Source organism: Streptomyces sp. NPDC017056, from assembly GCF_044332485.1.
Classification (GTDB): Bacteria; Actinomycetota; Actinomycetes; order Streptomycetales; family Streptomycetaceae; genus Streptomyces.
This window is the reverse complement of record NZ_JBIRPD010000004.1, coordinates 104,065-117,973: the sequence shown is the minus strand read 5'-3', so window position 1 is coordinate 117,973 and position 13,909 is coordinate 104,065. Positions and strand designations below refer to the sequence as shown.

The 13,909-nt window shown below is 74.4% G+C and carries 11 protein-coding genes and 1 tRNA gene; 6 read left to right on the top strand and 6 right to left on the bottom strand.

What is annotated here, in order from left to right:
• Positions 1–30 precede the first annotated feature (30 nt).
• The 3 genes from ACH4OW_RS08995 to ACH4OW_RS08985 form a co-directional block, all read right to left on the bottom strand.
• Positions 31–2,493 (bottom strand): Tex family protein, encoded by a 2,463-nt coding sequence (locus ACH4OW_RS08995; RefSeq protein ID WP_398026160.1) that lies wholly within the window; start codon positions 2,491–2,493, stop codon positions 31–33.
• Between the two features lie 200 nt (positions 2,494–2,693).
• Positions 2,694–3,431 carry an SAM-dependent methyltransferase gene (locus ACH4OW_RS08990; RefSeq protein WP_398026158.1) on the bottom strand — a complete coding sequence of 246 codons (738 nt, stop codon included), beginning with the start codon at positions 3,429–3,431 and terminating at the stop codon, positions 2,694–2,696.
• A gap of 98 nt (positions 3,432–3,529) precedes the next feature.
• Positions 3,530–4,399, bottom strand: a complete 870-nt coding sequence (locus tag ACH4OW_RS08985; protein ID WP_398026156.1) for a hypothetical protein — start codon at positions 4,397–4,399, stop codon at positions 3,530–3,532.
• Positions 4,400–4,555: 156 nt separating this feature from the next.
• Here ACH4OW_RS08985 and ACH4OW_RS08980 point away from each other — a divergent pair, with 156 nt between their 5' ends.
• Positions 4,556–5,524 carry a GlxA family transcriptional regulator gene (locus tag ACH4OW_RS08980; RefSeq protein WP_398026154.1) on the top strand — a complete coding sequence of 323 codons (969 nt, stop codon included), beginning with the start codon at positions 4,556–4,558 and terminating at the stop codon, positions 5,522–5,524.
• A gap of 47 nt (positions 5,525–5,571) precedes the next feature.
• Positions 5,572–6,210 carry a DJ-1/PfpI family protein gene (locus ACH4OW_RS08975; protein WP_398026152.1) on the top strand — a complete coding sequence of 213 codons (639 nt, stop codon included), beginning with the start codon at positions 5,572–5,574 and terminating at the stop codon, positions 6,208–6,210.
• On the opposite strand, the gene ACH4OW_RS08970 is transcribed toward ACH4OW_RS08975, so the two are convergent.
• A complete protein-coding gene (locus ACH4OW_RS08970; protein ID WP_398026150.1) occupies positions 6,164–8,287 on the bottom strand; it encodes a hypothetical protein in 2,124 nt (707 codons plus the stop codon). The two genes, ACH4OW_RS08975 and ACH4OW_RS08970, sit on opposite strands and share 47 nt — an antisense overlap.
• Positions 8,288–8,477: 190 nt before the next feature.
• Positions 8,478–9,230 (bottom strand): enoyl-CoA hydratase/isomerase family protein, encoded by a 753-nt coding sequence (locus ACH4OW_RS08965; protein WP_398026149.1) that lies wholly within the window; start codon positions 9,228–9,230, stop codon positions 8,478–8,480.
• 55 nt (positions 9,231–9,285) lie between these two features.
• On the opposite strand from ACH4OW_RS08965, the gene ACH4OW_RS08960 reads away from it, so the two are divergent.
• From ACH4OW_RS08960 to ACH4OW_RS08945, 4 genes are all read left to right on the top strand, one after another.
• Entirely contained in the window at positions 9,286–10,938 is a 1,653-nt protein-coding gene (locus tag ACH4OW_RS08960) for an ABC-F family ATP-binding cassette domain-containing protein (RefSeq protein WP_398026147.1), read from the top strand.
• A gap of 65 nt (positions 10,939–11,003) precedes the next feature.
• A tRNA-Met gene (locus tag ACH4OW_RS08955) sits at positions 11,004–11,077 on the top strand.
• A 115-nt stretch (positions 11,078–11,192) separates the two neighbouring features.
• Complete coding sequence (locus tag ACH4OW_RS08950; RefSeq protein WP_398026145.1) at positions 11,193–11,852, top strand: HdeD family acid-resistance protein; 660 nt, start codon at positions 11,193–11,195, stop codon at positions 11,850–11,852.
• A gap of 105 nt (positions 11,853–11,957) precedes the next feature.
• Positions 11,958–12,455 carry an ATP-binding protein gene (locus ACH4OW_RS08945; RefSeq protein ID WP_360123371.1) on the top strand — a complete coding sequence of 166 codons (498 nt, stop codon included), beginning with the start codon at positions 11,958–11,960 and terminating at the stop codon, positions 12,453–12,455.
• On the opposite strand, the gene idi is transcribed toward ACH4OW_RS08945, so the two are convergent.
• Positions 12,430–13,038, bottom strand: coding sequence for an isopentenyl-diphosphate Delta-isomerase (gene idi / locus ACH4OW_RS08940; protein WP_360123368.1), 609 nt, complete (start codon positions 13,036–13,038; stop codon positions 12,430–12,432). The two genes, ACH4OW_RS08945 and idi, sit on opposite strands and share 26 nt — an antisense overlap.
• Between the last annotated feature and the right edge of the window lie 871 nt (positions 13,039–13,909).

The following is a 13,909-nucleotide window of genomic DNA, read 5'->3' as shown; positions in this document are numbered from 1 at the left end:
CCGGTCCTTACCGGTCCCGGCCGCGTCCGCTCAGCGCCCCCCGCGCTCCTTGCCCAGGAGACCCGCGCGGCGCAGCGCGTCGGCCATGGCGCCGTTCGCCGGGGCCGCGTCCCGCTGGCCGCCGCGGCGCTCGCTGCCGCCCTGGCGCTGCCGGGGCGTGCCGCCGCGCCGCTGCCGGCCTTCCCGGTCGCCACGGCCTTCCCGGTCGTCGCGACGGGCGTCGCGCGGGGCGCCCGCGCGCTGCCCGCCGTCGGCCGCGCCGCCGCCCTTGCCCGGCTCGTCGTCCAGCCGCAGCGTCAGCGAGATCCGCTTGCGCGGGATGTCGACGTCCATCACCTTGACCCGCACGATGTCGCCGGGCTTGACCACGTCGCGCGGGTCCTTCACGAACGTCTTCGACATCGCGGAGACGTGCACCAGGCCGTCCTGGTGGACACCGACGTCCACGAACGCCCCGAAGGCGGCGACGTTGGTCACCACACCTTCCAGGAGCATCCCGGCCCGGAGGTCGCCGATCTTCTCCACGCCCTCCTTGAAGGTGGCCGTCTTGAAGACCGGGCGCGGGTCGCGGCCCGGCTTCTCCAGCTCCTGGAGGATGTCGGTGACAGTCGGCAGGCCGAAGTTCTCGTCGACGAAGTCGGCCGGCTTCAGCGCGCGCAGCACCGCCGTGTTGCCGATCAGCGAGGACACCTCGCCGCCCGCCGTCTTCACCATCCGCCGCACCACCGGGTACGCCTCGGGGTGCACGCTGGACGCGTCGAGCGGGTCCTCGCCGTCGCGGATGCGCAGGAAGCCGGCGCACTGCTCGTACGCCTTCGGGCCCAGCCGCGCCACGTCCTTGAGGGCCTTGCGGGCCTTGAAGGGGCCGTTGGTGTCGCGGTGCGCCACGATGTTCTCGGCCAGCCCGGAACTGATGCCGGACACCCGCGACAGCAGCGGCGCCGAGGCGGTGTTGACGTCCACGCCGACGCCGTTCACGCAGTCCTCGACCACGGCGTCCAGCGAGCGCGACAGCTTCACCTCGGACAGGTCGTGCTGGTACTGGCCGACACCGATCGACTTCGGGTCGATCTTGACCAGTTCGGCCAGCGGGTCCTGGAGACGGCGCGCGATCGAGACGGCGCCGCGCAGCGACACGTCCAGGTCCGGCAGCTCCTGCGAGGCGAACGCCGAGGCCGAGTACACCGAGGCGCCCGCCTCGGAGACCATCACCTTCGTCAGCTTCAGCTCCGGCTGCGCCGCGATCAGGTCGGCGGCCAGCTTGTCCGTCTCGCGGGACGCGGTGCCGTTGCCGATGGCGATCAGCTCGACGTCGTGCTCCCGGGCCAGCCGCGCCAGCGTGGCCAGCGACTGGTCCCACTTCTGCTGCGGCACGTGCGGGTAGATCGTCTCCGTCGCCGCGACCTTGCCCGTCGCGTCCACGACGGCGACCTTCACGCCCGTACGGAAGCCGGGGTCCAGGCCCATCGTGGCGCGGGTGCCGGCGGGCGCCGCCAGCAGCAGGTCGCGCAGGTTGGACGCGAAGACCCGTACCGCCTCGTCCTCGGCGGCCTGCCGCAGCCGCAGCCGCAGGTCGATGCCGAGGTGGACCAGGACGCGGGTGCGCCAGGCCCAGCGCACGGTGTCCTTGAGCCACTTGTCGGCCGGGCGGCCGCGGTCGGCGATGCCGAACTTGTGCGCGATGGACTGCTCGTAGGAGGTGGTGCCCTCGACCGGCTCGGTGTCCGGCTCCAGCGCGAGGTCGAGGATCTCCTCCTTCTCGCCGCGCAGCATCGCCAGGACGCGGTGCGACGGCAGCGCGGTGAAGGGCTCGGCGAAGTCGAAGTAGTCGGCGAACTTCGCGCCCGGCCCCTCTTTGCTGTCGCCTTTGCCCTCTCGAACCTTCGCGACGACCTGCCCGCGCGTCCACATGCGCTCGCGCAGCTCGCCGATCAGGTCGGCGTCCTCGCTGAACCGCTCCGTCAGGATCGCCCGCGCGCCCTCCAGGGCGGCGGCCGGGTCGGCGACGCCCTTGTCGCCGTCCACGAACGCCGCGGCGGCGGCCGTGGGCTCCACCGACGGGTCGGCCAGCAGGCCGTCCGCGAGCGGTTCGAGGCCCGCCTCGCGCGCGATCTGCGCCTTGGTGCGCCGCTTGGGCTTGTAGGGCAGGTAGATGTCCTCCAGGCGGGCCTTGGACTCCGCGCCGCGGATCTGCGCCTCCAGCGCGGCGTCCAGCTTGCCCTGCGACCGTACGGACTCCAGGATCGCGGTCCGCCGCTCCTCCAGCTCCCGCAGGTAACGCAGCCGCTCCTCCAACGCGCGCAGCTGCGCGTCGTCGAGCATCTCGGTCGCTTCCTTGCGGTACCGGGCGATGAAGGGCACGGTCGAACCGCCGTCGAGCAGTTCGACCGCGGCCTTCACCTGCCGCTCCCTGACGCCGAGCTCGCCGGCGATCCTCGCTTCGATGGATCCGATGGTTCCGGACGCCCCGTTGGCCTCGGTGGATGCCGTCACGTTGATTCCTGCCCCGCCTTCCAGCGCTTGCTTGAGCCTGCATTGTGCAGGTTGCCGGGCCGCACTGTCGCGCGACCCGGGCCGCCGCGGCGAGGTGTGAGAAGCCGCACGCACCACGGGCGGTGCGTGCGGGGCGCACGGCCGGGCGCGGGGCGTGCGGGGCGCGCCGGGCGTGTCCGCGGCCCGGAAGAGACGGGCGCTCAGCCGGCCGTGCGGCGCAGGACCAGGCTGACGAAGCCCCAGCTGTCGCGGTAGCAGCGCAGCCATTCCGTACGGTGGGTGCCGGCCGCGGCGAGCGCTTGGTCGCGGTCGGGCCCCGCGGGGCGGTCCAGCGCCCACGAGGCGAGCGATCCCGTCCAGGACCATTCGTAGGCGTCCAGTTCCCGGCGGGTACTGACGTGCCCGTGTACGGGCGTCCACCCGTCGGCGGTGACGCGCTCCAGCGTGGTCGCCAGGTCGGCGAAGTCCCCGAGCATCTCCACGGCTTCGGCGGACGGCGTACGTTCCCAGAACCCGTCACCGACCAGCACGCGCCCGCCGGGAGCCAGGTGCCGGCGCGCTGCCGCCAGGGTCGGCAGCAGGCCGCCGAAGGCGTGCGCGGCCCCCACGCTGACCACCAGGTCGAACGCGTGCGGGGCGGCGAACTCCGCGGCGTCCCCGTGGTGCAGGACGAGCCGGCCGGCCACCCCGCGCTCCACCGCGGCCGCGCGGGCGTCCGCCAAGGCGAGCTCGCTGACGTCGACTCCTTCGGCCCGCAGCCGCGGGTACCGGGCCAGCGCGCGCAGCAGCCACTCCCCGCCGCCGCAGCCGAGGTCGAGTACGCGCTCGTCGCCACGCGGGACGCCGTGCTCCAGGAGGAGGCGTACCGAGTCGTCGTCGAGCGGCGACGCGACCGGGTGGCGGGCATGGGCGATCCGGGAGATCCGCTGACGGTCCATCGGCGCAGCCTGGCAGCGGCGACCGGCCCCGCGCACCCGGTTTTCCGTGCGCGGGACACCGGCGGGGCCCGGGCCCCCGTCTCGCCGCCCCGGCCGGATCAGCCCTTGCCGAGGAGGTCGGCGGGGAACGCGCCCGCCTCCACCGCGGTCTGGGTGAAGCCGGCGGCCAGCTCGGTGAGCCGGGCCACGCCCGCCGCGCCCAGGTGCTCGTACGGCGCCCGGTCCAGCCGGTCCGTGGTGTCCTCCAGGTCGGCGCGCAGCCGGATGCCCGCCTCGGTCAGCGCGCCCGCACCGTCCAGGAGGCCGCGCCCGCGCAGCCTCTCCTCCGCCGCCTGCCAGACCTCCAGCGACCAGCCGCGGGTCGCCAGTACCCACTTGCGGCTCGCGCCGCGGTCGCTGGCGGTGTGCGTGACCAGCGCCTCCACGCCGTCCAGCTCCGCGTCGAGCAGAGCCACCAGGTGGCCGTCGCCGCGGTGTTCGCGCAGCAGCGTCGCCGCGTGCCAGAAGGCGAGGTGCGGGGCCTCCGGGACCGGCAGGTCGGCATGCGAGGCGAACAGCGGCCGGGCGTGCCGGGTGCCCGCCTCCGCGGCGCGCAGCGCCAGCCGGGCCGCCTCGGCCATCTCCGGCGACTCCACCGCCGCGTCGCCCAGCAGCCGCCGCAGCGTGCGGTCGGCGGCCCGCAGCCGGGCGGCCAGCACGTCCTCCGGCGTGGCGACGGACCAGATCCGCGGCAGGTGCCGGGCGACGAGGTCGTACGAGAAGTTGTAGAAGGTCGCGGCGACGGTGCCCGGGCCCACCGGGCCCATGGCCGCGGACCGGGCGACGAAGTAGGCGGCGCCGGGGTCCTCCACGCCGAGCTCGGCGAGTTCGGCCGGCAGGTCCGGCGAGAAGTAGACGGTCGAGTGCAGCGGGTTGACGGCGTTGTGACAGCGTCGGCCGGCGCGTTCGGGAAGCGAGGTCGTGGTCATGCCCGCAGGTTACCGACCCGTTGGTATGGAGGGGAGGGCAGGCCCGTGACCGCTCCCGGCGGCCGCCCGGGCCTGCCCGCGCGGGCAGTCCCATGGCCGTAAAGGTGGGTTATTCGTCATTGCCGCCATCGGCGGCCCCCGCCCAGGATGGTCGCCATGGAACAGCGCGACGTGCTGATCGTCCTCTTCGACGGCGTGCAGAGCCTCGACGTCACCGGCCCCCTGGAGGTCTTCAGCCAGGCGGACCTGCGCACACCCGGCGCCTACCCGGTCCGCACCGCCTCGCTCGACGGCGCCCCGGTCCGCACGGGCAGCGGGCTGATGCTGACCCCCGACCTCGCGCTGCCCGCCGCGGGGCCGCCGCACACCCTGCTCGTGCCCGGCGGACGGGGAGCCCGCGAACCCGATGCCCGGCTGGTCGACTGGCTGCGGCTGCACGCGCCCCGGGCCCGCCGCAAGGTGTCGGTGTGCACCGGCGCGTTCCTGCTCGCCGCCGCCGGGCTGCTCGACGGCCGCCGGGCGACGACCCACTGGTCCCGGTGCGCCGAGCTGGCCGCCGCCTTCCCCGCCGTACGGGTCGACCCGGAGCCGATCTACGTACGCGACGGCGACGTGGCCACCTCCGCCGGAGTGACGGCGGGCATCGACCTCGCACTGGCCCTGGTGGAGGAGGACCTCGGCCGCGACCTCGCGCTGGCCGTCGCCCGCCACCTGGTCGTCTTCCTGCGCCGCCCCGGCAACCAGACCCAGTTCAGCGCCCAGCTCGCCGCGCAGACCGCGGACCGGCGCCCGCTGCGCGACGTCCAGCAGTGGATCACCGAGAACCCGGCGGCCGACCTGTCCGTCGAAACGCTCGCCGACCGCGCGGGTCTCTCGCCGCGGCACTTCGCCCGCGCCTTCCGCGCCGAGGTCGGCACGACACCGGGCCGCTACGTCGACCGGGTGCGCCTGGAGGCCGCCCGGCGCCTCCTGGAGGACACCGCCGACGGCATCGAGGGCATCTCCCGCCGCTGCGGCTACGGCACTCCCGAGGCGATGCGCCGCGCCTTCACGCGCACGCTCGGCGCCGCGCCCGCCGAATACCGCCGCCGCTTCCGTCCCGCGGCCCCGCCGCCGTTCCCCTGACCAACTGCCAGGCCCTTCCACCCCGCCCCGCCACCGAAAGGCACACCATGCAGATCGCCATCCTCCTCTACGACGGCATCACCGCCCTGGACGCCATCGGCCCGTACGAGACCCTCAGCCGCATCCCGGGCGCCCAGACCGTCTTCGTCGCCGAGCGCACCGGCGAGCACCGCACCGGCAGCGGCGACCTCGCGCTGACCGCCGACGCCGTACTGTCCGAAGTCACCGCCCCCGACGTGCTCGTGGTGCCCGGCGGCACCGGCCAGGCCGCGCTCCTGGACGACGGGCCGCTGCACGACTGGCTGCGCGCCGTGGACACCCGTACCACCTGGACGACCTCCGTCTGCACCGGCTCCCTGCTGCTCGCCGCCGCGGGCCTCCTCAAGGGCCGCCGCGCCACTTCCCACTGGCTCGCACTGGACCTCCTCCCGGCCCACGGAGCCGAACCCACCGGCGAACGGGTCGTCTTCGACGGCAAGTACGTGACCGCCGCCGGCGTGTCCTCCGGCATCGACATGGGCCTCGCGCTGGTGGGCCGGATCGCCGGTGACACCCACGCGCAGACCGTCCAGCTCGGCATCGAATACGACCCGGAGCCGCCGTACGACGCGGGCTCGCCCGAGAAGGCCCCCGCCGGGATCACGTCGGCGATGCGGGCCCGGGGCCGGACCATTCTGAACGGCTGACCCCCGGCGGGCCGCCGCCCTCCAGCTCCTCCTGCCACAGCAGCTCCGTCAGCCGGCCGACCCCGGCGGCCAGATGACGCCGGAACGTCGTCATCGGCAGGCGCAGCAGCTCCGCCGCACGCGCCTGGCTGCCCGCCGGCCGCAGATACGTGTGGTGCAGCGCCCGGAAGGCCCGGCGGTCCTGCGGCGACGCCTCCAGCGCGGCCGCCGCCGCGCGCACCGCGTCGCGCAGGGCCGCCGCCCGCTCCCTGGGGCCCGCCTCGTCCACCGCGCACCGCGCGGCCACCAGGCGCGTCCCCAGCAGCGGGGAGTCCCGCAGGCCGTCCGGCCGCGCGAGGCCGCGCAGCGCGTCCCGCACGGCCCGGGCGAAGTCGTCCCGGTCCAGGACGCGCAAGGGGTCCGACGTCACGGGCGGGGCCACGGCGAACGGGTCCTCGGCCCGCTCCCGCTCGGTCAGCATCGACAGCCAGGCCAGCCCCGGCACCCGCCGCCAGTCGTGCGCGAACATCCCGAAACCGCGCCCGCCGGACGTGAAGTCCGCCGCCGGCAGCCGGGCGAAGTCCACGTACGCGCAGCCCGGCTCCCAGAACTCCGGGTCGGCGAACGGCAGCAGCGTCAGCGCGGGCCGGTCGCCCGTGAGGTAGTGGTGGGTCAGCCGCAGCGTGATCAAGGTCTGCACGGGGGAGACGGCCTGGTACTCGTCACGGCTCATCCAGAAGCGCACCAGCAACGCCCGCTCCCCGCCGCGCAGCGCGCCGTGTGCCGCCAGCCAGCCGCAGGCGGCCCGCACCGCCGGATCGTCGGGGCCGCCGCGCGGCGGGGTACCGGCCAGCCTGATCAGCGTGTAGAAGCCCGCCGCCACCCCGTCGGGGCCGCGCACGGTATACGTCTCGGCCTCCGGGCACAGCGACCAGTCGTGCACCAGCCTGGCCGCCTCGATGCCCTCGTGGATCGCGGCGATCGTGCACGCCTCCACCAGCTCGCCGCCCGCGACCGGGCCCGGCGAGACGGTGAGCCGGTCCAGCCGCGCCGCCCCGGCGGCACCCCGCGCCACCGGCTCCAGCAGCGGCCCGACAACCGGGCTGTCCCGGTGCAGATACGCGAAGTCCGCCAGCACCGCCCGCTGCCGCGCCCGGTCGTCCGCCTGGGTGAACAGCCGCTGGTAGTACGCGCTCGCCCGCCGGTGCAGCGCCGCCCGGCGCTCCGCGTCGCGCCAGCGCAGCTCCGCGTCCAGCGCATCCCGTACCAGGTCGTGCGGATACACGCCGCGGGCCCCGCTCTCCACCGCGGACAGCCCGCACAGCCAGTCGAAGTACGGCCGCGCGTCACCCACTTCGAGGAGCGCGGCGAGCAGCGGCTCGGTCGTCGAGAGCACCTGCGCACACGCCTCCAGCGCGGCCCGGTGCAGCGGCGTGGGCACCGCTTCGAGCAGACTGGTCAGCAGCGCCCGCACGATCTGCGGCGAAGGGCCCGGCCCCACCGCCTCGCCGCCGTGCGCGGCGACGTCCGCCACCAGCGCGAGCGCCAGCGGATAGCCGCGGGTGAAAGCCAGCCCCCGGTCCTGCACGGCACGCGGCACACCGCGGCGGGTGAGCAGATCGCGGCTGTCCGCCTCGTCCAGCGGGCCGATCGGCAACAGGTGCAGCAGCCCCTGCCAAGCCGGGTCCAAGCGCCAGGACAGCGGCGGCGCCGTCCGGCCGGCCAGCGCGACCAGCGCGTCGGCGGGCAGCCGGGGCAGCAGCTCGCGGTGCACGGTGTCGCGCGCCTCGCGCGGGCCGTCCAGACCGTCGATGAACAGCACCAGATCGGGCCGGTCCGGAACGCGTTCCCCCAACTCCCGCCCGTCCGCCCGCACCTCGGCCGCTTCCAGCCACACGGCGGGCCGCCCGGCGCGCCTGGCGAGCTGGGCGAAGTGGTGCAGCAGCGTGGTCTTGCCGATGCCACCGGGGCCGTGCACGTACACCACCGCGCCGCGCCCGGCGGCCAGCAGCGCGCCGAAGGCCGCGGCCTCACCGCGGCGGCCGGCAAAGCCCTCTTCGCGCGCCGCCACGAGCCGGTCGCCCAACCGGTCGCTCACCCGACAAGTATGTGGCCAGGGCGGCCGGAACGGACCCTCATCGGACACGAAGCGGACACGTAACGGGCTGCTTTCCGGCCGCCCGCCGCCGGTAGCTTCCCTGGTGTCGGTCGAACCGGCGTCTCGGGGGAAGGCGCCCGACGCCAGCGGTGGACGAAGACGTGGCCCGAACGCCTCCCTGCGGCCCACATCACCCCGTCGACCAGGTAAAACGCGGCGTCCGGCGTTCGAGGAAAGCGGCGACACCCTCCGCGGTGTCGCCGCTGCCGAGCGCCTCGGCCTCCCAGTGGGCCTCCCGCTCCGCGTCGGCGGCACCGTCCGCGAACTCCTTCGCCGCGGCCTGCGTCAGCTGCGACCGGCTCGCCAGTACGGCCGCGAACCCGGCCACCCGCTTGTCCAGCCCGCCCGCCGGCAGCACCTCGTCCAGCAGCCCCGTGCGCAGCGCACGCGCACAGTCGATCAGCTCACCGGAGAACAGCAGGTACTTCGCGGCCGACGGCCCCACCAGGCGCACCAGCCGCCGGGTCGCGGACGCCGGGTAGACGATCCCCAGCTTCGCGGGCGTCACCCCGAACAAGGCACCCTCCTCCGCGAACCGCAGATCGCACGCCGCCGCCAGCTGGCAGCCGCCGCCCACGCAATACCCGCGTATCGCCGCCAGCGTCGGCTTGGGGAACGCCGCGAGCGCCTCCTCGGCGGCCGTCGCCAGCCCCTTCCCCGCCCCCGCCGACCCGCGCAGCGACCCGATGTCCGCGCCCGCGCAGAAAGTGTCGCCCGCACCGGTCAGCACCAGCACCCGTACGGCACGGTCCGCCGCCAGCCGCTCCAGCAGCGGCGGCAGTTCCCGCCACATCCCCGTCGTCATGGCGTTGCGCTTGGCGGGGTTGCCGAGGGTGACGGTCGCTGTGCCGCCGCTGACGTGCGTGACGATGCCCGGTTCCATGCCCCGGATATTAGAGCGACCGGCCGGCGGGCAGCCGGATACGATCGACGGTCTGATGTCTGACACCGCTGCCACCCTCGTCGCCAAGTCCCTCGCCGCCGGCCACGGCGAGCGCGTCCTGTTCTCCGGCCTCGACCTGGTGGTCGCCCCCGGGGACGTCGTCGGCCTGGTCGGCGCCAACGGCGCCGGCAAGTCCACGCTGCTGCGCCTGCTGGCCGGGCTGGACACCCCCGAGGAAGGCCGGCTGGCCCTCAGCCCGCCCACCGCCACCGTCGGCCACCTCCCCCAGGAGCCCGACCGCCGCCCAGGGGAGTCGGTACGCGCCTTCCTCGCCCGCCGCACCGGCGTCACGGCGGCCCAGACCGCCCTGGACACCGCCACCCAGGCCCTGGTCGACGGAAAGCCGGGCGCCGACGACGCGTACGCCACCGCCCTGGAGCGCTGGCTCTCGCTCGGCGCCGCCGACCTCGACGAACGCGCCGAGGAGACGACCGGGCAGCTCGGCCTGGCCGTCGGCCTCGACCAGCCGATGACCTCCCTGTCCGGCGGCCAGGCCGCCCGCGCCTCCCTCGCCTCGCTGCTGCTCTCCCGCTACGACGTCTTCCTGCTGGACGAGCCCACCAACGACCTGGACCTGGACGGACTGGCCCGGCTGGAGGAGTTCGTCACCGGCCTGCGCGCCGGCACCGTCCTGGTCAGCCACGACCGCGAGTTCCTGGCCCGCACGGTCGACCGCGTCGTCGAACTGGACGTCGCGCAGCAGCAGGTCAACACCTACGGCGGCGGGTACGTGTCGTACCTGGAGGAGCGCGAGCGGGCCCGGCGGCACGCCCGCGAGGAGTACGAGGAGTACGCGGACACCAAGGCCGCCCTCCAGGCCCGCGCCCACCTCCAGCGCAACTGGATGGAAAAGGGCGTCAAGAACGCCCGCCGCAAGGCCACCGACCACGACAAGATCGGCCGGAACGCCCGGGTCGAGGCCACCGAGAAGCAGGCCGCCAAGGCCAAGCAGACCCAGCGCATGATCGACCGCCTGGAGGTGGTCGAGGAGCCGCGCAAGGAGTGGGAGCTGCGCATGGAGATCGCCGCGGCACCCCGCGCGGGCGCCGTGGTGGCCACCCTGCGCGGCGCCGAGGTCCGGCGCGGGGACTTCCGCTTCGGCCCGGTGGACCTCCAGATCGACTGGGCGGACCGGGTCGCGATCACCGGCCCCAACGGCTCCGGCAAGTCCACGCTGCTCGCCGCCCTGCTGGGCCGGCTGCCGCTGGACGCCGGGCACGCCTCCCTGGGCCCCGGCGTCGTCGTCGGCGAGGTCGACCAGGCCCGCGGCGCCTTCCTCGGCGACGAGCCGCTGGCGGACGCCTTCCGCGCCGCCGTACCGGAGATGTCCCCGGCCGACGTACGGACGCTGCTCGCCAAATTCGGGCTCAAGGCGGCCCACGTACTGCGGCCCGCCGCCACGCTCTCGCCGGGCGAGCGTACCCGCGCCGCCCTCGCCCTCCTCCAGGGCCGCGGCGTGAACCTCCTGGTCCTGGACGAGCCGACCAACCACCTGGACCTGCCGGCGATCGAGCAGCTGGAGTCCGCGCTCGCCTCCTACCGCGGCACGCTGCTGCTGGTGACGCACGACCGGCGGATGCTGGAAGCCGTGGACACCACGCGCCGCGTCGAGGTGGCGTCCGGGCGGGTCGCCGAACGGACGGTGTGACAAGCCGGGGCCGGCCGGCGGATTTGGCACGCGGCCCCGTCGCCCCGTAGAGTCGGGTTCACCGACGCGGGGTGGAGCAGCTCGGTAGCTCGCTGGGCTCATAACCCAGAGGTCGCAGGTTCAAATCCTGTCCCCGCTACTTCCGCGGCAGGCCCGGCGCTTTTCAAGCGCCGGGCCTGCTGTCGTTTGTATGCGCTGCCATATGCATCCAGAGGAGGTATACCGGGACAAAGGCGTCTGTGAGGAGGGCCGTGATGGCCGGCAGAAGCAGATTCTCGGAGCCCCCGGCGCGGGAGCCGGCCCGGGGGACACGGCCGGCGGGCGAGCTGAAACGCAGCTTCGGCCTGCTGGCGGCGCTCGGGGCCGTCCTGGTGATCGCGGGCCTGGTGGGCCTGGCGTACGTCGGATTCGCCACCCTCACCTCGATGCTGCTCTTCGGCTGGCTGCTGCTGGTCGGCGGCGTGGTGGGGCTGCTGCACGCGATCCAGTCGCGCGGTTCCGGCTTCTTCTGGCTCGCGGTGATCGTGGCCGCGCTGAACATCGCGGCGGGCGTGGTCGTCATCCGGCAGCCGGAGGTCGCGGCGGCGGGGCTGACGATGTTCGCGGCGCTGCTCTTCCTCACCGGCGGCGTCTTCCGGCTGGTCGGCGGCGCGGTCGTACGGGGGCCGCAGTTCGGCTGGACGCTGGTGCAGGGGGCCTTCGGCATCCTGCTGGGCGTGCTGGTGCTCGGCGACTGGCCGCACAGCAGCCGGTACGTGATCGGCTGCTTCTTCTCCCTCGCACTGCTCTTCGACGGGCTCGGCCTGATCGCCATGGGCGTCGGCGGCCGCCGGATCGTCGGCATGGTGGCGGGCGGTTCTGCCGCTGCCGGACAGTCCTTGAACAGCAAACAAAAAGATCAGGACCAGTCGTAGAGACGATCACTGATTGCGGAACCGGTCAGAAGGCGTCGATACAGGCTGACTTCTGTTCAGCGGGTCGGTACGGACCAACTCAGTACCAACACTCGGAGGGTGAGGATGCCTTCCGGACCCCCCGCCGAACCCCCCGAGGAGCTGGCCTCCCCTTTCGCGTACGAAGGTGTCTGGCGCTTCACCGCACCGGCACTCCAGTCGTCGGTACCCCAGGCGCGCCACGCGGTCCGGGACCTGCTCGCCGCACAGCGCGTACCGGCCGCCGACGAGATCGTCGACGCCCTGCTGCTGATCGTCTCCGAACTGGTCACCAACGCCGTGCAGCACGCCGCGCTGCTCTCCCCGGAAATCACCGTCGAGGTCACCGTCGGCGCCAACTGGGTCAGGGTCGCCGTCGAGGACGACCACCCGTACCGCCCCAAGGCCGTCGAGGCGGACGAAGGAGACGTCGGCGGCCGCGGCCTGTGGCTGGTCAAAATGCTTACGGTCGAGGCGGGCGGCAAGTGCGACGTGCAGCACACGGCGAGCGGCGGCAAGGCGGTCTGGGCCGAACTGCCGCTCGCCCCGGTGGGCGGGACTACCAGCCCGCCGCGGGTCCGGTGAGCTCCCGCACGGCGGGCCTGGCCGCGTCCAGCACGGTCATGAACCACGCCGAGAACGGCGCCTGCGCGTGCCGCTCCGCCAGCTCCTGCGGCGTCACGAACGCGACCTCGCCGACCTCGTCCGGGTCCGGCGCCGGCACGGCCTGCACCAGCCCCACGAACAGGTGGTTGTACTCCTGCTCCACCAGCCCGGACTCCGGGTCCGGGTGGTTGTAGCGGACGGTACCGGCCTCGCCGAGCAGGGTCGGTGCGAGGCCCAGCTCCTCGGCGGTGCGCCGCGCCGCGGCGGCGAACGGGGTCTCCCCCGGGTAGGGGTGGCCGCAGCAGGTGTTGGACCAGACACCGGGGGAGTGGTACTTGCCCAGCGCCCGGCGCTGCAGCAGCAGCCGCCCCCGGTCGTCGAAGAGGAAGACCGAGAACGCCCGGTGCAGCAGACCGGGGGGCTGGTGCGCGGTGAGCTTCTCCTCGGTGCCGATCGTCGTACCGTCCTCGTCGACCAGCTCCAGCAAGATCGGTTCGGCGGCACCCGGGGGGTTCGCCGCCGTGGTCCCGGCGGTCTGTCCGTTGGCAGGTGTGATCGGCATGCCCATCCTTGTCGTCGGTCTCCTCGCCCGCTCAAGTCTGCCCTAGCTGCGCCCGCATCAGTGGCAGAGCGTCGCCTCGTGCACCGCGTGCCCATGCGGTTCGAGCTGGAAGGTGCAAGGTTCGACGGCGAAGCGGCCGCCCGGGCAGCCCCGGAGGTCGTGCAGCATTCTCCCGCGGCCCGCCGCGACCAGCACTCCCCGCCCGCCGGCCCGCTCGCCCCGGCCTCGTGCCCGCCCCGCCGGGCTTCTCCGGCCTCGTGCCCGCCCCGCCGGGCTTCCCGTGCGCGTCCGCTGGGTAAGCCCCCGGTGGGGGAACGTGAGGTTCGATTTGACCTGTAGGGCGGCCGCCCCGCCCACCGCCCCCCACCCCAGCCTCCCCCGCCTCAGCCCCCCCCGCGTCTCAGCCCCGCCCACTCTGGGCACCCCCCGCCCCACCCCCACCCCGCCCCACTCCCTCCCCGCCCACTCCGGGCACCCCAGCCTCGGCGCCCCCGCCCCCCCCGCCTCGTGCCTGCCTCGCTGCGCTTCCCGTGCGCGTCCGCTGGGTAAGCCCCCGGTGGGGGAACGTGAGGTTCGATTTGACCTGTAGGGCGGCCGCCCCGCCCGCCGCCCCCCACCTCAACCCCCGCCTCAGCCCCCCCCGCACCTCAGCTCCCCCCCCCCCGCACCTCAGCCCCACCCACCCCCAACACCCCCCCCGGCATTCCGCCCACAACGCGCGAATCACCGCATAACCGGCACGATGTCGGGGCGTCGGCCGGGCGTCAGTTGTTCCTGAGTGCGTTGATCCACCATGATGATCGCGGCAGGCGCAGCCGTCGGTCACTCGGTCGAGCGGTGAATGCGCGGTGAACGGCCGCATCCGGCGATC

Excerpts from the sequence above, each read along its gene's own strand:
- ACH4OW_RS08960 (WP_398026147.1), top strand. The coding sequence starts at position 9,286 with ATGTCTGACACCGCTGCCACCCTCGTCGCCAAGTCCCTCGCCGCCGGC.
- ACH4OW_RS08990 (WP_398026158.1), bottom strand. The coding sequence starts at position 3,431 with ATGGACCGTCAGCGGATCTCCCGGATCGCCCATGCCCGCCACCCGGTC.
- ACH4OW_RS08965 (WP_398026149.1), bottom strand. The coding sequence starts at position 9,230 with ATGGAACCGGGCATCGTCACGCACGTCAGCGGCGGCACAGCGACCGTC.
- ACH4OW_RS08985 (WP_398026156.1), bottom strand. The coding sequence starts at position 4,399 with ATGACCACGACCTCGCTTCCCGAACGCGCCGGCCGACGCTGTCACAAC.
- ACH4OW_RS08950 (WP_398026145.1), top strand. The coding sequence starts at position 11,193 with ATGGCCGGCAGAAGCAGATTCTCGGAGCCCCCGGCGCGGGAGCCGGCC.
- ACH4OW_RS08980 (WP_398026154.1), top strand. The coding sequence starts at position 4,556 with ATGGAACAGCGCGACGTGCTGATCGTCCTCTTCGACGGCGTGCAGAGC.
- ACH4OW_RS08975 (WP_398026152.1), top strand. The coding sequence starts at position 5,572 with ATGCAGATCGCCATCCTCCTCTACGACGGCATCACCGCCCTGGACGCC.
- idi (WP_360123368.1), bottom strand. The coding sequence starts at position 13,038 with ATGCCGATCACACCTGCCAACGGACAGACCGCCGGGACCACGGCGGCG.
- ACH4OW_RS08945 (WP_360123371.1), top strand. The coding sequence starts at position 11,958 with ATGCCTTCCGGACCCCCCGCCGAACCCCCCGAGGAGCTGGCCTCCCCT.